The following is a 20,321-nucleotide window of genomic DNA, read 5'->3' as shown; positions in this document are numbered from 1 at the left end:
CGGTCAACGGTGCTCCTGTTCGTCGCGCTTGCGCGCGGCCAGTTCGTGTTGGATGCGGCGCAACAAGCCATCATCGAGTCGATAGAAACGCATGGTCCAGGCTGCCAGCAGCGCCACCGCGCCAGGGATCACCGTCAGCAGCAGCACGATGCCGGTCAACGACCCCGCCGACTGCGCACTGTTGGCCACATAGCCCATGCCCGCCAGCACCCAGGCAATGCCGGCCGACGCCAGCGCGCCACCGAGCTTTTGCGAGAAGGTCGCGGCGGCGAAGGTCATCGCGGTGGCGCGCCGGCCGGTGCGCCATTCGGTGTAGTCGGCGCTGTCGGCATACATCGAAAATGCCAGCGGCGACTTCGGCCCCAATGCCAGCCCGATCAGCATGTTCAGCGCAAAGATCGCCCACACCGCATCGGCAGGAATGAAAAACATCAGGCAACTCAACACGCCCACCACCGCCATCAGCGCGGTCATCAACTGGCGCTTGTCCCAATGCCGTGTCAGCAACGGCGTGATCGCCGCGCCCACTGCCAGCGACACCGAATAGCCGCCCAGAAACAGCCCGGTCAGGTCCGTCCGCTGCACGTAGTACTTGAGGTAATACACGCCCGCCCCACCGCGCATGACAATGGTGATCATGATGATCAGCGACAGCACGAACAGCACGCACCACGGCTTGTTCTGCAGCAGGTCGGCGATATCCCGGCGGATCGGCGTGCGCTGTTGCGGCGGTGGCTGTACGCGCTCGCGCGTGGTCAGCGCCACGGTGACGAACAGCGCCACCGCCACCGCGCCGTACAGCATCATGGTGCGCTGCCAGCCCAGCGCATCGTTGCCGGCGCCGAACCAGGCCACCAGATCCAGGGTGCAGTAATTCACCAACGTGGTGCCGGCGAACGCGGCGATGAAGCGCAGGCTGATCAAGCTGGTGCGCTGGCTGCTGTCGGCAGTGATCACGCCGGACAATGCCGAGTACGGAATGCTCACCACCGTGTAGGCCAGCATCATCACCAGGAAGCTGATCGTGGCCCACCACATGCGCCCGTTCTGATCCAGCGCCGGCGTGGTGTAGGCGAGCACGCCGGTCACCGCCATCGGCACGGCGCCCCACAACAGATACGGACGGAATTTGCCCCAGCGGCTGCGCGTGCGATCGGCCAGTGCACCCATCGCCGGATCGGCGATCGCATCGGCGATCTTGGTCAACAGGATCATCGTGCCCACCGCCGCTGCCGGCAGATGCATGGTGTCGGTGTAGAAGATCAACAGGAATGCGGAGATGTTGGCCCAGTACAGATTCAGGCCCAGATCGCCGGCGCCGTAGCCCAGCTTTTCGCGCCAGCGCAGGCGCGCCGATGCAGGAGACCTTGCAGGCGATGACGTCATCGGCAGACCTTGGAGTGCGTTGAACCCGGCCGAGCGCGCCGTTACGCTGGGCGGCCCGCGCACCTGGCGAGGAGCGCCGACGCTACACCACGCATCGGCTGCCGCCAACGTGAAATCCGGCAGAATGCCGAATCGATCCGGAGATATAACCTGACGTGATGGACACCGCCTCCCCCGCTACACCCGCGTCCGCTTCACCCGTGGCCATCGTGGTGATGGGCGTTTCCGGCAGCGGCAAGACCACCATCGCACAGGCCCTGGCAGCGCATTACGGATACCGCTTTCTGGATGCCGACGACTACCACAGCGTGGCCGCGCGCGCACAGATGGCTGCAGGCCAGCCACTCACCGATGCGATGCGTCTGCCGTGGGTGGAGTTGCTGGCCGCCACCCTGCGCGACTGCGTAGAGGCCGGCGAGTCGGTGGTACTCGCATTCTCGGGCTTGCGCGGCACGCACCGTCAATTGCTGCGCCGCAGCGGCATTCCGATCCGCTTCGTGTTCCTGCACGCGGCCCCGCATGTCATCGCCGCACGCCTGAGCGCACGCGCCGGCCACTTCATGCCGCCAAGCCTGCTGGATAGCCAGTTGCAGACCCTGGAATTGCCGTTGGACGAAGCCGATGTGGTGTCGGTGGATGTGGACGCCACGGTGGCGGAGGTGGTGCAGGATGCGATCGCGCAGTTGGCGCTGATCGGTCCCGCTGCAGTGCATATAGCCGAGAACTCGCCTCAAAGCGCATGACGCGCCAGATAACGTAGCCGTACATGCCTATTCCCTTCTCTCTCCGGGAGAAGGTGCCCCGAAGGGGCGGATGAGGGTACGTGCGAAGCCTCGTGCATTTTGACGACACAGAGGCTTTGCCCTCACCCCAACCCCCGCTCCGCGCCCCGGCCCGCGTTTGCGACGCGGGCGCTCCAAGGCACGCGCGCCAGTGGCGCGCAAACCGTGCCTTCTCGCCCCGCGGGGTGAGGCGCTCTGTTCAACACAGTGGCCAACCTCACAAGGTAGCGCAACATTTCCTGGTTACTTTTTGCAGACCATTGATTTGCTGGCAAATACACACACGCCGCGACCAATCATTTTTTCTATCGCAATGGCGCCATCGACGGTGAATCATCACCATTTGTGCGAATAACGAGCGTGCTGAACGCAATTTTTTCGAGCTGGTGGCACCAGATGCGAGCGGACCCGACCGCTGAATGAATGCGGCGACCTTGCTGTGTTGCACGGTCGCCACAATCGGCCATCTTCACTCGGCAGATCTGGGGGGATCCAGCGCTTCCTTCCATCTATGGACATGCCGTGATGACATATTCAATTCGCCGCTTGCGATTTCGCAGTTTGACGCTCGTTCCCTGCCTGCTTGCCAGCGCAGTGGCCTTTGCCCAGGCCGGCCCCGCAACCGCACAACAGTCGGTATCGTCGCTGGATACCCAGGCTTTCGCACGCTCCGGCCAGATCTGGCGCAGCTTCGGCAATCAACTGCCGTTCGCCAGCCCCAGCAGCTGGACCACCGCCGGTGGCGGCTACTTGAACCAGCGCTTCGCGCCGGGCGAGTGGAAGATCAATCGCACCACTGCCAGCACGCTCAAGCCGGCCTGGACCCTGACCACCACCGGCGACATCTCGGCCACGCCGAGCGTGGAAGGTGGAACGCTGTACGTGCCGGACTGGGGCGGCACGCTGTATAGCGTCGACACCCAGACCGGCAAGCCGAACTGGCAGGCCAAGCTGTCCGACTACACCGGCAATGCCAACTCGGTGACGCGCAACACCCCGGCCATCAGCGCCAACAGCATCATCGTCGGCGACCAGGCCGCCGGCACCGTGCTGGCCATCGACAAGAAGACCGGCAAGCTGCTGTGGAAGACCACCGCCGAAGCCAACCCGCAGGCGCGCATCACCTCTTCGCCGGTCATCTACGGCAACCGCGTTTACGTACCCGTGTCCTCCGGCGACTGGGGCAACCTCGACCCGACCCACACCTTCAGTTTCCGGGGCAGCGTGGTGGCGCTGGATCTGAACACCGGCAAGAAGGTGTGGCAGTTCTATAACGTGCCCGAGGGCTATACCGGCGCATCGGTGTGGGGCCAGGTGGCGATCGACCCGATCAGCCGCCGTCTGTATTTCGGCACCGGCAACAACTACAACATTCCCGCCAGCGTGGGTAACTGCGTCTCCAACGCGCGCTCCTACCGCGGCAGCGAACTCACCGTGCAGGACGAACTGGCGTGCATGGCGCCGGACAACTACGTCGACTCGGTGGTCTCGCTGAATCTGGACACCGGCAAGCTGGTCTGGGCCGACCGTGCACAGGGCTACGATGCCTGGAACCTGTCGTGCATCGTGGCGCCCACCAATGGCCTGTGCCCGAACACCCAGGCAACCAACCTGACCGGGCCCGATTACGACTTCGGCGGTGCCGGCGTGCAGCTGTTCACCGTGTGGCGCGACGGCAAGGCGCAGCAGCTGGTCGGCGCAGGGCAGAAGAGCGGCATCTACTGGGCCTTCGACGCCAAGACCGGTGCCAAGGTGTGGTCGACCCAGGTCGGCCCCGGCGGCACCACTGGCGGCGTCGAGTGGGGCACTGCGTTCGATCCGTACAAGTCGCAGGTCTATGTGGCCATCAACAACAGCTCCAACGCTACCTATACGCTGGGGCCAGCAAACACCCAGAGCCACAACGGCGGCTCGTGGGCAGCGCTGGATGCCGCCACCGGCAGGATCAAGTGGCAGGTCAAGGTGCCCGGCATCAACCGCGTGAATCCGAACGTGCCGGCCGGCGGTCAAGGCTCGCTGACGGTGTCGCCGAACCTGCTCTACGCCGGTTCGATGGCCGGCAATATGGTCGCCCTGGATACCGACACCGGCGCCACGCTGTGGAACCACGACGCCACCGGCTCGGTGATCAGCTCGCCGGCCATCGTGGACGGTGCGCTGTACTGGGGCGCAGGCTACGGCCGCTTCAACTTCGGCACTGCCGCAACGGCCAACCAGCTGACCAAGTTCGTGCCGGAGGCCAGCCCGGCCAAGTAAGCGTCAACCCATGTGATCTGCGTCGAGCGACGCACAATCACGGCAGAACGACGGCGCCACCTTCGGGTGGCGTCGTTGTGTGTCACGCCGCTACAGCCGCGTGACCTGGCACAAGCGGATCTGCCCCGCTTCCAGCCCATGCGCCTCCGCCGCACGGCGGCGCAACGCGGTGACCAGCCCGGCGGCATCCAGCACGCCATCGGCAGGCACGTCCACGCTATGGGCCAGTTGCCCCCACAGCACCGGCCGACCGTCGCAATAGCCCTCGTAATCGGCGAAGTAATGCAGCTGGCGCAGCTCAGGTACCGACGTGGACATCGCCCTGGATCTCCGTGCAGCCCAGATGTTCAAGCGCGATTTCCAGCCCGAGCAGATAGCTCTGCGCGCAGTAACCGCGCACCGTCGCAATGCGTTGCCCGAATCCCTCCGGCAGGCAACGCTCCGGACGGTCTACGCTATCGTCGTGAGCTTCCACGAACGGATACGGCAACGCGCTGAGCACACGGTGCAGGCGCGCACTGTCCACGCAGCTACCCGGATCGATCAACGCGATTTCCATCCGCGCCTGCCCGGCCACACGCAAGGCATCCAGCAGCTCCTGCTCCGACCCACAGGCACGCAAGGCCACCGTCTTGCCCGCGTCGCCGGCACATTGCACGAGCTGCCGAATGACGGCCCGCGGCAACGGCTGCGGCCCACGCACCAGCGGCATTGCCGCCTCCGGCCCACGCACGATCATGATCGACATGGCGGCCTCCTCAGGCAGCAGCGCGCAAGGGCGCGCATAGCGACGGCAGACAACGCGCCGCAATACCCAATGACATCGCATAGGCGCGCGGCGCATCGTGCGGCGTAATCACCACCGCCAGCGGCGCATGCTGCGGATGCAGCCACGGCTCCAGTTCCTGGTCGGCATCGGTGTGCAGCTCGATATACGGCGCAGACAGCGCATCCAGTGCAGCACGCAATGCGCTCGCATGCACCTGCGCACGCTCCGACGGCGCCAGATCACCCGAATCCAGCAACACCAGCTCCACCTCGGCATCGCCACCGGCGGCCTGTAAGCCGGCGATCAAGCCATCGACATCGGCACACGCCAGCGTGCGCAACGCACGTCCGGCACACTCAGGCAGCTGCATCGGCGCCACCTGCGCCGGATCGGCCTGCGGACCTTGCAAAATCAGGATACACATCGTGTTCGACTCAGCGCACCACAGTGCGGGAGTGCCAAGGTAGGCGCGCAGGGCATAAAGGGGCTATTTGCGGATTAGTGGTCGGGCATAAAGAATGCGTACTATTTTCCACGCGCAGTACCAAACACAACTGGAACCTGTTCTCACACTGTGGCAACCTAGACGTGGGGCGTATAGGTTCGAATTGGGGAAACAGGGGCGATAAGAAACAATTATTCCAGTCACCGGATCTGTAAGTACAGGACCGGCAGCGCATTGAACAACGCAGCTTGAATTAATTCACTCACCTTACTTCGGTATTTTTATGATCCGTAGACTATTTTTTCTAACTTTGATGTTGGCAAGCTCCCAATGCTTCGCGGCCTACTCACTCGGGGGACAGAAGATAAAGAACATAGCCACTGGATGGGGAGGAGAAGCCATATACGTAGTCACTGAAGGCCCGCTACCTGCGGGAACAGGCTGCGGCGGTGGAAATCGTTTCATGATTACACCCAACGCATTGATGTACAAAGAGATTCTTTCTATGGCACTAACATCTCTGCAAAGCAAGAATACGGTAGAAATTTACGTGGACGGTTGCAACGGAACTTCAATGCAAATTAAGGCCTTCACTGTAGCTGAATGAGTGAAGACTTAAACACCAAGTGCGGACTCCCCAATAAATAGTGCCAGCTTAAATTTAGAGGTCTGCGGAGATATGGATCACGGAACTCGGCGGGCGTTAGCCCGCCCAAGCTGTCGTGCGAGATCTGTTGGTTGTAGTCGGCCAGCTAATGTCAGGTCTGATCGCGGACTTCGCTCATGGTGCGGTAAAAATGTGCATTTCTAGTACGCCGCGTCGGTAGCTGTCGTTGGAACGTTCGATGAAGCCGTTTTGCATCGAACACCTCGGCCCGATGAAACTCAATGCAATGCTTTTGCGCTCAGCCCACTCAACCAAGTCAGCGCGACAAATTAAGGTCCTTCGTCCAGACAAAGCCTGTTCAGATTGCCGCGCCAGGCCGCGATGCGTTCCGATGTTCGGATGACGCGTGCAGCCGGCAGATTCAAGTCCACTTCGATCGCCAAGGCTTCCCGACTGAAATCGTCGATGACACTGAACGTGCGGAACCGTCGACCGTCCCATAGCGCATCGGACATGAAATCGATCGACCATCCAGCCTTGGGTCGATCACCGCATGCCAGGGGCTGTGATTGGCGCATCAGTATCCGGCGCTTGCTGCGACGACAATGATTGAGCTCCATCAGGCAGTGCACATGCCAAACGCTCCGGTTGTTCCACACATGTCCGCGACAACGGATGGTCTGAAACAGCTCTCCAAAACCACGCCCAGGAAGGCGCTCGGCCAACTCGGACAACAGCGCAATGGCTTCTTGGTCGCGATCGGGACGACACCGATAGCGCGCTGTCGAGTGAGCCACGCCTGAGCCACGCCAACCACTGAACAGTCGCGGCGCTCGCTCCAGCCATGCTGCTCGACGAACCAGGCAAGAAGCGGGCGCTTGTGCGCCGGGTCTACAGCTTTTTTGCGATTAAATCCTTCAAAGCATCGTTCCCACCGCAAGCTCGGCATACATGCGCTTGAGCTTGACGTGCTCGGTCTTCAGCTCGCGAAGACGTTGCACATCAGCAGCCTCCGTGCCTCCGTACTTGACTTCCGGACGTAGTACGTCGCGTCGGAAATTCAGCTCACGGCATACATCCTTGACTTGGCCCCCCCCTCCCAACCTGCTTCAGTGTGGCGACGATCTGGTCATCGGTAACCTTGCTCTTGCGCATCGTTGTTCTCCTTGGGGACTAATGTAATCGGAGACCTGAAGTTATGGCTGGATCAATTTTACGTGAGGCTGACAAACCATGGACTCTAAACCCGCCCCCACTCAGACCGCGGACGTCGGAACGACCGCAAATGTCATCTGGATCGGAAGGCTCACCTCCGCTAAAGAGCGGATAGTAGATGCGTCCGCAAATAGTTCACATGTCCCACCACCGAAATCATCTGAATATTTCGCAAAAAATATATCTAGAAAAGCATAACTCACGCCAGGAATTTCAAAGCATGAAATCGAATTTTTAGCAACAACCCCGCATATTCTTTGAATAATCTCTGAACACTCTTCCCCTGCGCCTTGCAAAGATAACTTCCAAAGCCCTGTTTTTTCAACAACCTCCTTGCCACTAGAAGTTAGCCAAGACTTTCCTTTCGCATGGGACTTAGTTGGTTCAACACCCAACATCTCAGTCACCACGCTTGGTTCAAGCTCATCACCTTTGAGGTAAAGAGCAACTTCTATAGAATATTCATTTTTGATCATATCTTAACCACTCTCCAAGTTACCGATAACCTCACCCTCGGGATTCACTACATCGCCGGTGTCGGGATTTACCCCATAATTGTCTAGTCCTTTACCTCCGCCCTGACCTTTATCATTTTGCTTTATCCCATGAAATATTCGCCTTCCCTCGATTGCCCCAATTCCCCTGCGGCGTCCCCACTCCTCAGAACCTCGATCCGCAGGCCAGTAGCCCGGCGGATGCCGACGAGATTCTTGCCAGCTCAGCTCACCACATCGTGCTCCACCGCAGGCATCGGGTGAAGCGAAAAATAGTACTGGTGTTAATACTATTGAGCCCGCAATCGGCGAAACCCAGCTCACAGCAGCCGGAGCTGTTCTTTCCACCAGGACGGCTCCCAGTGTTAGTACAGCTGGTAGTTGTACAGGCTGGGGGGCAGGCGCGACAGCCGTAACTCGTTCCATGTCTCGAATTTTTGTTGATTCTCTACCATCTGGATCAGTAAAACTGTACGGGTTATTGTCAGCGTACCAATATCGGTTGAAAGCTCTTATCGGGCTGCCATAGGCTTGAATAGGATCCACCGATAGAAACCTTCCGACTTCCGCGTCATAATATCTCTGTTGCATATACGTTAGCCCGGTCGCTGAGTCCATTGGATGTCCGGTGTAGCCAACGCCATCTACAGTCCCTCCCAGGCTTGCTCCATAGGGCTCATATTCTCGCCACTCAGTAATATTGCGGTTTGCATCTGTCAGAACGGTAACAGAGCCTATACCATCGGTGTGCACATAACGAACAGTCTGCGCCGAGACGCTCCAGCAGAATCCTAAGTTCACCGTCACCAGAGCAGTTGCCAGTAACAAACTAGCAAATAGTTTTTTGATTCTACTCATCCATGCCACCCTTATAGCTTAAAAATACATTACTCGATGGTTAGAGTTTTTGGTCAGAAATAGAATTTATTCACCTGAGATAAACCTCAATTATTTCACAACCAGCAGCGTGGCAATCTACCTTCAGCTTATTTACCAGTGCAGATACTAGTAACGCATCGATGACTTAACTTTCGACTTAGCATTGTCAAACGAATTTTCGGACGGCTCTGCATTCCTGCGATAAGAATACAAACCAAAAAAATGGTGTGTTGTCTCTTGATATGCTTTTAGCTGAGTTACGTCTACATCTCGTGTCCACTCGTTCGCTGGCGCTTGAGACGTCGAAAAAATGAGCACTACCAGCAGACCAACCAGAAAAAAAATCATGTCATCGCCTCTTATCTATATAGACTGCTTCTGCATTTGAAATGCACTCATTGGAGCTTTAGTGCTTTCTAAATTCAAATTTCGCGCTAGTCAATTGAGCAGAAGCTGATAGAGCAGCGGGACGATATCTGCCACAGAACGCTTGACATGCGAAACGCCGGACAAAGCACTGCACATACCGCCCTGCGTACAGGCAAGCACACGATACGAATACGTTCCTGAGGGACGGGACAGCGAAGTCCACGTGGTTTGATCGCCCTCGTAAACGGAAGTCCAGGTCAGCCCGTCGATACTTTCCTCAACCACATAGCGCACGCTCCCTGGGCTTGCAGTCCAGGTTAGAGCGTCTTTCATCGCTGGCGCTTGTCCAAATGACCACTCGACTTCCGCCACGTTGCTGCCACCCAACAAAACATATTCTGTCATTTTGGAACGGCGTTGATTCTTCTGAAAGCGTAAAACGCCAGATTGATCATACATCGACCCTACGGTGCCGCTCGATTGTGTTGCCTGGGTACGCCTACCGTTGCCGTCGTACCGATAGCTTTCTTTATTTATTGCCTCACGCAAGCGATTCCCGAAGTCGAAAACGTACCCCTGCCCATTCTTGTTGGTGAGATTACCCTGCAGATCGTATGCAAGACCGACAACGGTGCTTCCGGAGCACTCGTTAATCTTAATATTGGTGAGATGCCAATACGGATCGTAGCAATAGAAATGCTCGCGTCCAGGTGCTTTAACGTAGGTCAGATTATCCAGTGCGTCGTAGCGATACTCCGCGGTGCCGAACATTGGAGATACGGTAGATCTCAAACGATCCAGCCCGTCATATGTCATCGTTCGGTTACCGCGCTGATTGCGGCCAGTCGCCCCGTCTGTTATGGCTGCAACATTACCGTTTGCGTCATAGTCATAGCCATCACTTAATACGACATTGCCACCAAAAGCATCTTCGCTAGTGTCGGGCAGCTGTCGTGCATTCTGCACCATATTGTGAACAATGCCATTTCCATATGTAAACTGCCGAAGCGCTCCGTTTGGATAATAGCTAGCACCTGTCGCGTAGCTCCCGGCCTGCAGGGCTTGACCCAACGCGTTTGGCGCGTAGTCAACAGTCATACCGGTTGGATAACGTTGCATCGCTAGGTGACCGTTTGCATTGTAGATCGAGCTGATCGCCCAGGTTTCTCCATCAGCCTGCGCTTGGCTCTCTCCAACAAGAAGACGACGCCTGTTATAGGTATAGCTGTTGTAATTGGCTACGCCGCTGTTGATCGTCGTGATTTGCTTGACCAAGCCATCCGGCCAGTACGTCCAGCGCTGATTTCCGTTTCCATCAGGGAAGAGCAAGGCGCTTAAACGGTTGCGAGAATCATAGGTTCGATCTACTCGACGCGCCGCGATCGTTCCGTTTGAGCCATTCTGGTCGCACCCAGTATCTGACGGCAATCCGGCAGCTGACCATTTCATGTTTCCGACAGGGTCGTATCCCATCAACGTGGCGCCCGTCTCAGGCTCCACTGAACGGCAGAGCTCTTGGTTCGCGTTGTAGACGTAACTACGCGTCAGCACTTGAGAGGAGCTAGCGTTGCGTCGGGTGATCGATGTTGGTTTGCCAAACAGATCCCGCGCAATATCGGTGTAAGTTCCTTCAGGATGCTGGATCCAAACAGGCTTTTCATAAGCCGGCTGGTCGAAGACCTGATAGCCCGTCACAGTGACCTGGCCGCGTGGATTAGCAACACTGGTCTGATTGCCAGCGAGATAGCTAGTGATTGTATTTAGTCGACCAAGCTCAGAGTCCTGAGATGATGAAGTGATTCTTCCTAGAACATCGTAGCCGTTTCGATAGCCCGTACTCAGCGAGCTATTACTTCCCGGGTAGGAAGAAAATATCAACTGACCTACCGTGTCATATGAAAAACGCTGAAACCGCTGCGTCCCAGTCTCATTTGCCGCATCGTACTCACGCGTAATTAGCGGCTTCAGCATCGCATCGAAGTACGTGATCTTTCGAGCGTTTCCGGTAACTACCGTTTGGCGCCAATGACCCGGCGCGATATCGTACTCCGAAGCACCTATTTGCTCGAAGGATTGCACAGTTGCATTCCATGCCAAGCTGTCGTTCGTAGGATACGCGGTTGTAGCCAGGCGCCCCATCGCGTCATAGCTATAATTAGTCGTGTAACCATTCTGGTCAGTCACTGACGTTATCCAACCATTGTCATTGACGCTTGCGGAAATTGCGGTTCCGTCCATGAAGCGAATAGATTGTGGCACTCCCCTCTTCCAGGAACCAAGCGTAGTGGAATTGTTATTAGCATCCGTAACATAAGCAATATTTCCATCACCGCTATAGCCAATGGTTTGCTTTAGTTTTCCGAATTCCGTAATGGAGACTGGCTGGGCATTACCATTATAAGAGATTTGCCGCTCTACTAAACCGGTGTCGCTATTCGTAGAGCTTGCTTCTTGGCCAAGTATCCATTTCTGAGTGTTGTCATAATATGCCGTGACATCAGTTCGGCCATGCCAAGGGGTATACCTCGCAACCGTGGTCGGCCTTGCAAAAGCGTCGTAACCGCGCACCGAATATGTATATGCCGTACCGTCCTGACCTATCACTCTTGAGCTGAGTGGGGAGACACGTGTCATTTGATCTGAATTTAAATTATTTGCAAAAGTTGCTCCGTAACGAGCCGGCCACGGTCCATTCGTAGCGGAGGCATATGAAATTTGCTGAGTTTTAATCAGGTTCGTGCCGACAGCTCCTGAGAACTGCTCGGATTTCAGCAATTGACTTTCGCTCACGTCAAATCTGTTGCTATAGGTATAGCGCGTTGCGCTCCCCATAGGATCTATAACGTCGGTCCAGACTGTAGAAGCGCAACCGGCATTGCAATCCTTACTCCAGCTATTGTTTGGAGGCGAGTACGCATAGGACCATACCCGAGACGCAACTCCCGGGCCATAAAATTCTTTCTTTGCAAGTGTCCGAGCGCCATAGACATTGGGATGAACGAGCGTTCTACGATTGAACGAATTATCACAAAGATAAGGGACGTAAGAACGACCTCTGATTGTCGAGCCCACTGTAAAGACGCCTGTTAGCCCCGAAGGGTGGCGTATGGTTCCTGTGGCGGTAGCTGTGCTTGGCTTGGTGACAAAAGAGCATCCGTTGTCAGTTGGATAAGTAATAGCCGAATATTCCCCCGCTCGACTAAATCCTCCGAGGTCAAATGCCCATGACGAGCCATCGGGCTGTGTCAGCCCAACTAGATGTGTACGCGTGTCTGCAAGTACGCCATACTGATACGACCACGTTCTAGGTGCGCTATCTGAAGTTTGCAGCACAGTCGACGTGATGCGATTACCAGATTCAGTTGTGCCGGATGCCCACTGCTGGGACCATGGTTCGTAGTTTATAGAGAGAACTCGCCCGTCACTCGCGATTATTCTCGTCAAATTCCCGTCAGCATTGTATTGATAGTTAAGCGAGTTTCCGAACCTGTCCTCTATCTTGGATACGAGTCGCATCGCTACACTACGTGCAACACCACCAAAGTTTGGCTGAGCAAAGCCTACGTTGTCGTATCGCTTAGTAACTGCCCAATCCATCCAGTATTTTGTACCCTCTGGAGAGACCACAAAGAATCCATCGCCTCCAGCCAAACCATTAGAGGTTTTCTGCAGGCAACCGATCATCCATTGACTTTTTGTCAGAATCGGAAAATCGACTGCAGCGCCGTCTACATTCATAGCTTGCGGTGCCAAGCCGTTAGATACATCGCGCTTTAATAAATCTTGGCGGCCACTTCCAGGTATGACTAGCTGATAGCCTCCCCACCACTGTTCAGGGGGATAAAAGATCGGACTGGACGAGGCACTACTGTTCAAAACAATAGTTGGCGCGCCCGAAATGTTCACGCATTTTAGGTTGAATCTTTCGGCAATTATTGTTTCGATTCGCGGCACTTCCAGGCGCCAGTCGGTAAAAGCACGCGAATCAGTTGTGAAAAAACTGCGATCGTTAATTTCTAACGTTCTGGAAAGCTCGATGGGAAGACCTTGTCCTTCTTGAACTATGTCTACCTGCCTAAATGAGACTGCGCCCGTGTAGAGGTCGATGAGCTCACCAAACGGCTTATCGCCAAGTGGTTGAACTGACTGAGAGCTACGTACACGCTTATCGAACTCGGACTCAGGAGTAACTATTTGTGCCCACAACGGCGCTGCCGACATAGCCATCAGCAGTGCAGCAATGCTTTTTGATCTTAGACCCAACATAGAAACCCTCTGATTCTTAGGTAATTCGATAACACGAGCAATGCACTTCTTGAAAAAGTGGCACACTTCCATTGTTATTATTAAATTCGAGAATTCTAGCGCTAATATCAATGGAGCCCCCCGCCTCATTGCGTGAATTCAGCACAGCTTGAATTGTGTCATGACGTGTTTGGTCGCTCAGTTCTCAAGGTATAAGAACTTTCCTTTGCACAATTTGTCGTCATCGTCAATGATGAAAGTTATTTTCTTCCCTGTGGTCAGCGAAGTTACCAGTGCAGCATAAATAGCTTTGTTGTTATCTATACTTGGATTTGCCCAATACACTGGCTTTCCTGCAGGACAAGCGGCATTTCCTGAATTCAATACAAAGGGAATTTGCGAAGGCATATAACTCGCTTCAATGGATGTCACTTGACCTGAAATGTACTGAAGTGCATCCGCCTTACCACAAGCTATTGCCAGACCAAACAGAACAATAGGATAGAGACTCTTTCTCACTTATCCACCTGAATTGTAAAGAATTGATGTCAGATTACATACCCGCATGATCATCGCTTGAGCGGCAAGCATGAGATCACTAGTTTTTTAAACAGTAGTCAAAGGCGGCAACTTCTATTTACTCGACCGTATCGCCATTATTTTAGTGCGCCCACCAAATCCACAGTCGCCTTTTTCTACAATCAGCTGCACATCAAGATCACGCGTATACGCTGTCAGAGCCATGGCAAGCAGCTCTTGGTATGCCGCATGGTTGCGATCAATAACGAAGTCGTTTGGACCAGCGCTGCAACCTGTGATCGACGCAGTGGAATGATGTAGAGCGATGCCCTCGCCATACCAGCCATTCTCTACGTAAGTGGTTTTTCCGGGGCCAGTTCCCTCGGCGGCCATCGTCGCACCAGACAATGACGCCATTAGCGCCAGCAAGTACTGCAAGCACGACCTTTTACCGAGATGCACCTTAGCTTCCCTTGCTATCAGCTATAAAACGATATCAACGGCCACAAATAGCGCCACGCATGTGCGCAGGCTAGTTAGTAGTTACGTTCCCCTGGTACCTCTGCACGACAAGCAGAGCTAGCCACCCCGGCACAATGAACAGCCAAGTCAGCTTTGTCAATATGTGATGAAGAGCAAGCGGCGGGTTATTTTTCCCGCCGCCAGTTCACAGACCCCTTGGTCTCCACCGTGCTGGATTCGGCTTCGATGTCGAAGCCGCGGCTGAGCAGGTATTTCAGTGTCAGGACCGAGCCGCTGCCGACCATCGAGACGCCGTAGCCCACATAAAGTTTCGGCGAGAGATACTTGCCGAAGCCCACGACCGAGCCGACGGTGCTGGATTCGCTCACCCCCGCTTCGTCCAGGCCGAGCTTGGCGCCGATCTGCGAGGCGATCAGGCTGCTGCCGGCCGACAAGGCGGCCGAGGCCGCGCTGACCTGCTGGGTTTCGTCGCTGCTGGCGGTGGACAGGCCGCGGCCGAGCACCAGGTACGACAGCGCTTCGGATTGCGACATCGCCGGTTCCGACCACACATCGGCACGTGGCGATTCGGCACGGCCGCTGACGTCGATGCCGGCGGTGACATCGCCGACCTTGCGCTCGGCGCGCAGGCTCACGCGCGGGTCGGAGACGATGTTGTTGTTCCAGGTCAGCTGGCCGCGGCTGATGGTCAGGTCCTGGCCGTAGGCCTTGTAGCGGCCGCGCACGTCCAGCCCGCCGTTGGCAGTCATTTCGCGGCCCGGGCGGGCGCGGATCTGCATCTGCCCGCTCAGCCCGCCCTTCAGGCCGAAGCCGCTCATGTTGACCTTGTCGCCAAGCACGATGGCCAGGTCCATATCCAGCGGCGAAGCGGGCGCTTCTTCCGGATCCACCGGGTCCAGCACCACCACGTCCTCGGATACCGAGGTGCCGCGATCCAGGCGTTCCAGGTCGATGTCGGCTTCGGGCACGGTAACCTTGCCACGCAGTTGCATGGTGTTGTCGGTGATGCCGAACTGCATGTCCGGGTTGGCAATGATGCGCAACTCGCTGGTGTTGTAGGCCAGCACGTTTTCGCCGCGGATATTCAGCAGCAGCGGCGTGCTGGTGCCGAACCACGACAGCCCGCCATCGATGTTGAGCGTGCCCTGCCCCGACTTGGCAGAAGCAGTGATCTTGGCCGAGCCATCCGGTAGCGCGTCGAAGCGGCCCTTGCCCTCGCTCAGGGTCAAACCCATCGACGGATATTCAGCAGTGAAATTGCTCAAGGTGGCGTCGCCGCCCAGCAGCGGCTTGTCGCGGGTGCCGCGCAGGCTCACATGGCCTTCGACCAGGCCCTTGGGCTGCACCACGTCGGCCACCACCAGCTCCAGCCAGTACAGCCGCGACATATTGAGATACAGCTCGCCGTTGAGCGGCGCGTACGCATCCCAGCCGGTGTTGAACTTGGCATCGACAAAGCCGGCGCCCTGGAAGCCGATACCCAGCTTGGCCTGGATCTGCTGCGGGGTGAAATCGGCCTGCACGCTGAACTGGTCGTAGCGCAGCAACTCGCCGCGATTGGGATTGCCGGCCACCGCCGCATAGCGGGTTTCGCCCAGGCGAATGCCGCCTTCGGGCGAGGCGATGCGGAACGAGCCTTCCCAGGCATTGCCGCGCGGCTTGAAGCTGCCATCGAGCGCAAGTTCGCCACGCAGATAGATCTGCCGCCCCTCCTGCTTGGGCAGCCACGGTTGCACCAGCGACAGCGGCAGTGCATCGCCATGCACCACCATGCCCTCGCGCGGCCAGTTGGCGCTGGCGCAGAGCGCACCGCCGGTGGCCGCGCCCAGGCAGGTGTCGGAGAGGGTAAACGCGGCGCCATCGGTGCTGAACTGCGCCGGCTGGCGCAACGCCCAGGCATCGCCCTTGGCCGGTGCGATCCGCAGCGTGGCGACCTGGCCTTGCCAACGCTCGCCATTGCGACGGACATCGCCCTGCAGCGCGACGTTGGCCATGCTGTTGGCGATATCGGCATCCAGGCGCAGCGCTTCCACCGCGCCGCGTGCCTGCACGCGCACGCTGTCCAGCACCACGCCGGCTTCGATCGCGGTGCCCTGCAGGGCCAGTTGTCCGTCGCTGCCGCGCCACGGCAAACGCCCGCGCAAGCTGATGCTCTGCGCGCTGTAGTCGTTCCAGCGCAAGCCGTTGCCGACCAGGTCGGCAGTGATGTCGGGCGCGTCGCGACGGCCGCTGACCTGCAGCTGCCCGCGCATCGTGCCGGTGGCGCCGGGCAAGACATCGTCCAGCTGCAGCGGCTGCAATTGCGCGGCGATATCCAGCTGGTCGCCGACCTTGCCTTTGGCAGTGATGCGGCTATTGCCCAGCGACAGCTGCAATTGGCCCTCGCCCTGTTCACCACGCAAGGCGAACTTGCCGTTGGCCGACAGCGCGCGTTGACGCAGCTGGCCGGTCAGGCTGGGGATATCCGCAGTGGCCTCGAAGCCCGGCGACACGCCACCAGCCGGTGCCGGCAGCTGGCGGCCCTTGGAGGCGACCTTGCCGGAGAGATTGCCGTTCCAACCCGGCGCGAAGTAGCCCGGATCGAACTTGGCCAGCTGGGCGCTGACATCCCACTGCAGCTCCGGGGTCCAGCCCACCTCGCCGGTGAGATCCAGCGAGCCGCCCGGGGTCTTGGCCTGCACCTGCTTGAGCTGCGCACGTTGATCGTTGCCGCGGCTGTCGAACACCAGCGCGGCCTGCTGCCCATCGCGCTCCAGCGTGGCACGGCCGATCGCCGCCCACGCCTTCAGGTTACCGGCCACGCCCAGGCGTGCATCGACCAATTCCACCGGCACCACCGGCGCATCGGGGGTGGCGGGGTCCGGCGTCGGGGTGAAGCGCAGGCCACTGGCGTTAACCGCAAAACGGAAGCTCGGATTCTGCGTGTCGCGGAAATCGGCAGTCCCACGCAACTGCGCGCGGCCTTCGAAGGCATCGATCACCAACGGCGCGACGGTGATGACTTGGTCCAGCAGGCTGATGTGCGAAGGCTGCAAGGTGGCGCTCAGCTCGCCCTGCTTGACGCTGCCTTGCAGGTCGGCGTTGCCGCCCTTGCCGGAGGCCTGCAGGTTCAATGCGATCGGTGTGGCCGGGGCGGCGTACTGCCCATTGGTGGCCGGCATCAGCAGCGAGGTATCCAGCGCGTCGGTGACGGCCTTGAAGGCCCAGGTCGGATCGTCGCGCCCGGTGAACACCAGGCTGGCCTGCAGCGGTGCCGGCGCGCGGCCGGCGATGGCCACTTCCATCTTGTCCAGATCGCCGCGTGCGACCAGCCCCAGGCTGGCCGGGGTGCGCCCACGTGCGGCCGGCAGCACTGCGGTGGCGGTCAGGTCGGCGCGGTAATCGTCGTTGGGCACGTAGTCGCCGTGCAGGCGGAAGTCGCCCATGTCGGTATCGACCACCAGATTGCGCGTGCGCAATTCGCCGGTGGCCACTTCCAGCCCGCCCTGCACCTTATGCAGGACGATCATCGGCTGCTGCAGCTGGGTGATGCGCAGATTCTCCACGGCGATCTTGTCGGCCTGGATCGCCAGCGGCACGTTGATCTGCGGCAGCGATTCGGGCCAGCTCGGCAGCGTGAACGGCTCCTCGCTCTTGCCCAGATTCAGGCTGGCATTGCTGACCTGCACTGCATCCAGTTGCAGCTTGCGCCCGAGCAGCGGGCGCAGGTCCGGCTCCAGGTACACACGCTCGGCGGTGAAGTGGATGTCCTGATAACGGAAATCGACATCGCGCAGGGTCAGCGGGCCGGCCACCGGGCCTTCGACCTTGCCGTAGGTAAAGGTGGCACCGACCGGCAGGCGCGCGGTCACCTGCGCCAGCAACACGTCGCGCCCGGCCACAGTCTGCAGCAGCCAGTACACCGCGATCAGCGCCAGCAACACCAGGCCCAGCACGGTCAGCCCGGAGCCCACCCAGAAGCGGCGGCGGCGGTAGAAACGCGCGCGGCGCGGTGCGGGGGGTGGCGTAGGGGTCGGCGTACTCACAGGTTGGCCCCGATATCGATATAGAGCTGGAACTGCGAGTCGGGGTCGTTCAGGCCATGCGCGATGTCCACGCGCACCGGGCCCACCGGCGAGCGCCAGCGCAGGCCGAAGCCAATACCGGTGTGCCAGTCGGGCGTGTCGTCGAAGGCACTGCCGCTATCGACGAACACCGCGCCGCCCCAGGGGCCGCCCTTGAGGTAATGCTCGTATTCGGCACTGGCGGTGACCACGTGCTTGGCACCGAGTGCGAATTCGTCCGGCTTGGGCGTGCGCGGGCCCACTTCGCGGAAGGCATAGCCGCGGATGCTGTTGGCGCCACCGGCAAAGAAGCGCAGGCTCGGCGGCATCGCCACCAGGTCGCTGGTCCAGGTGGTGCCGCCTTCTCCGCGCAGGATCACCCGGCCGTTGTCGCCGGCCCCCAGGAACCAGCGCAGCTGGCCATAGAGCTGGCCGAAATTGGTATCCGAGCCGGCGCCTTCGGCACCGCCGCGGATGAACGCCTGCCCGGATACGCCACTGCGTGGGAACAGGCGGTCGTCGACATTGACGTAATTGACCTGCAACTGTGGATAGATCAGCGTGGAGGTCTCGTAGACCGCATCGGTGAAATCGCTGCCGCTGCTGAACCGCCAGCGCTCGCGCAGGGCGTTGATCGAGGCGATCGCACTCCAGCGCTCGTTGATCTGGCCGCTGCGGCTGCCGGTGAGTTTGACGTTGCGCAGGTCGATGTATTCGGTCTGCTCGTCGTAGAGCCGCGCCGACGCGGTGTACCAGCCATCCAGCCAGCGGAACGCCGGCACGCGGTAGCTGGTGGTCAGGCTCTTGCGGTTCTGCGCGTAATCCAGCTGCGTGTCCATCTTGTGGCCGCGCGAATTGACATAGCGCCGCTCCACGCCGCCACGCACACCGGCGCCGCTCTCGCTGCCGTAGCTCAAGCCGGAGGTGTAGACGGTACGCTTGGCGCGGGTGAGCTTCACATCCACCGGTACCCGGCCCTGGTCGTCGGCTTCTTCCGGCTTGGGCTGGATGTCGATGGTGCTGAAGTAATCCAGCTTGGTCAGCGACTCGCGCAGGCGATCCAGCTTGCCTTCGTGGTAGTAGCTGCCCTCGTCCCAATACACCAACGGCTCGAACAGGCCAGGACGGAAATAGTCGTAGTCAAAGCGCACCTTGCCCATGTCGTAGCGGCGGCCGCTGTCCCAGTTCAGATCGATATCGGCGGCGTGCTCGGCGCGCGTCACCGCGACGCGGCGTTGGGTGAAGTCGGCATCGAAGTAACCGCGCTCGGCCAGCCGGCGGGTGATGCGCACCTTGCTCGCTTCGTACTGCGGATGGCTGAAGACCTGGCCTTCGCGCGGTTCGAACTGCTTGAGATCCTGGCCCAGGTAACGGTCCTGCTCGGCCCAGCCGGTAATGGAGATATGCGACTGCCGCACGCGTACCGGCTCGCCGCGCTCCACGGTGATCACCACCGTCACCTTGTCGCCGGTGCGCGGCGCGGCCAGCTCGATGGTGGGCGAGTAATAGCCGAACGGTTCCAGCGCCTCGCGCGTCTGCCGTTCGGCCTGTGCCAGCAGATATTCCAGTCGCGACTCGCCCTGCTCCTTGCCGACGGCCTCATACAGAGACAGGGAGACCTCGATGTTCTCGATCATCTCGGCGTCGTCGTCGTCGTCCAAGCCCTTGATTTCGATCTTGTCGATGGTCGCCCGGGCAACCGCTTGCAGCGGAACGAACAGGGTGCACAGCAGGGAGAGAGCAAACGCGGCTTTAAGCATCGCCCAAGGATACCTAGCCTGGGCGTGAAGGGACAAAAAAACTGAAGAAACACGCCTATACGGCATCGG

The 20,321-nt window shown here is 58.9% G+C and carries 13 protein-coding genes and 1 pseudogene; 2 read left to right on the top strand and 12 right to left on the bottom strand.

The window, feature by feature from the left end; genetic code table 11:
* Window positions 1-3: 3 nt before the first annotated feature.
* Complete coding sequence (locus FHT08_RS17260) at window positions 4-1,386, bottom strand: MFS transporter (protein ID WP_166776014.1); 1,383 nt, start codon at window positions 1,384-1,386, stop codon at window positions 4-6.
* Window positions 1,387-1,544: 158 nt separating this feature from the next.
* Here FHT08_RS17260 and FHT08_RS17255 point away from each other — a divergent pair, with 158 nt between their 5' ends.
* Window positions 1,545-2,129 (top strand): gluconokinase, encoded by a 585-nt coding sequence (locus tag FHT08_RS17255; RefSeq protein ID WP_166776012.1) that lies wholly within the window; start codon window positions 1,545-1,547, stop codon window positions 2,127-2,129.
* 564 nt (window positions 2,130-2,693) lie between these two features.
* Window positions 2,694-4,424: a PQQ-binding-like beta-propeller repeat protein gene (locus tag FHT08_RS17250; protein WP_166776010.1), complete on the top strand. Its 1,731-nt coding sequence runs from the start codon at window positions 2,694-2,696 to the stop codon at window positions 4,422-4,424.
* Between the two features lie 90 nt (window positions 4,425-4,514).
* On the opposite strand, the gene FHT08_RS17245 is transcribed toward FHT08_RS17250, so the two are convergent.
* The 11 genes and pseudogenes from FHT08_RS17245 to FHT08_RS17195 form a co-directional block, all read right to left on the bottom strand.
* Window positions 4,515-4,742, bottom strand: coding sequence for a hypothetical protein (locus FHT08_RS17245; protein WP_016903869.1), 228 nt, complete (start codon window positions 4,740-4,742; stop codon window positions 4,515-4,517).
* Window positions 4,723-5,172, bottom strand: coding sequence for a 3-dehydroquinate dehydratase (locus FHT08_RS17240; protein WP_046345097.1), 450 nt, complete (start codon window positions 5,170-5,172; stop codon window positions 4,723-4,725). The genes FHT08_RS17245 and FHT08_RS17240 overlap by 20 nt, the downstream gene beginning before the upstream one ends.
* Window positions 5,173-5,182: 10 nt before the next feature.
* Window positions 5,183-5,617, bottom strand: a complete 435-nt coding sequence (locus FHT08_RS17235) for a hypothetical protein (protein ID WP_166776008.1) — start codon at window positions 5,615-5,617, stop codon at window positions 5,183-5,185.
* A 611-nt stretch (window positions 5,618-6,228) separates the two neighbouring features.
* Window positions 6,229-7,400 (bottom strand): annotated as a pseudogene (locus tag FHT08_RS17230) (IS3 family transposase).
* Between the two features lie 101 nt (window positions 7,401-7,501).
* Complete coding sequence (locus FHT08_RS17225) at window positions 7,502-7,936, bottom strand: DUF4279 domain-containing protein (protein ID WP_166776007.1); 435 nt, start codon at window positions 7,934-7,936, stop codon at window positions 7,502-7,504.
* Between the two features lie 3 nt (window positions 7,937-7,939).
* Window positions 7,940-8,812 carry an RHS repeat-associated core domain-containing protein gene (locus tag FHT08_RS17220; RefSeq protein ID WP_166776005.1) on the bottom strand — a complete coding sequence of 291 codons (873 nt, stop codon included), beginning with the start codon at window positions 8,810-8,812 and terminating at the stop codon, window positions 7,940-7,942.
* A 459-nt stretch (window positions 8,813-9,271) separates the two neighbouring features.
* Complete coding sequence (locus tag FHT08_RS20095) at window positions 9,272-13,540, bottom strand: RHS repeat domain-containing protein (protein ID WP_243849080.1); 4,269 nt, start codon at window positions 13,538-13,540, stop codon at window positions 9,272-9,274.
* 105 nt (window positions 13,541-13,645) lie between these two features.
* Window positions 13,646-13,966 (bottom strand): hypothetical protein, encoded by a 321-nt coding sequence (locus FHT08_RS17210; RefSeq protein ID WP_102581237.1) that lies wholly within the window; start codon window positions 13,964-13,966, stop codon window positions 13,646-13,648.
* A gap of 114 nt (window positions 13,967-14,080) precedes the next feature.
* Window positions 14,081-14,404 carry a hypothetical protein gene (locus FHT08_RS17205; protein WP_166776004.1) on the bottom strand — a complete coding sequence of 108 codons (324 nt, stop codon included), beginning with the start codon at window positions 14,402-14,404 and terminating at the stop codon, window positions 14,081-14,083.
* 209 nt (window positions 14,405-14,613) lie between these two features.
* On the bottom strand, window positions 14,614-18,474 hold the full coding sequence (locus tag FHT08_RS17200) for a translocation/assembly module TamB domain-containing protein (protein ID WP_166776002.1): 3,861 nt from the start codon (window positions 18,472-18,474) through the stop codon (window positions 14,614-14,616).
* A complete protein-coding gene (locus FHT08_RS17195; protein WP_166776001.1) occupies window positions 18,471-20,252 on the bottom strand; it encodes an autotransporter assembly complex family protein in 1,782 nt (593 codons plus the stop codon). Before FHT08_RS17195 ends, FHT08_RS17200 begins: the two co-directional genes overlap by 4 nt.
* Window positions 20,253-20,321: the final 69 nt, after the last annotated feature.

The sequence above is a fragment of the Xanthomonas sp. CFBP 8151 genome (genome assembly GCF_011761885.1).
In the GTDB taxonomy this organism is placed as follows: domain Bacteria; phylum Pseudomonadota; class Gammaproteobacteria; order Xanthomonadales; family Xanthomonadaceae; genus Xanthomonas; species Xanthomonas arboricola_B.
The sequence above is the reverse complement of the archived record's forward strand: the minus strand, read 5'-3'. Positions and strand labels throughout refer to the sequence as shown.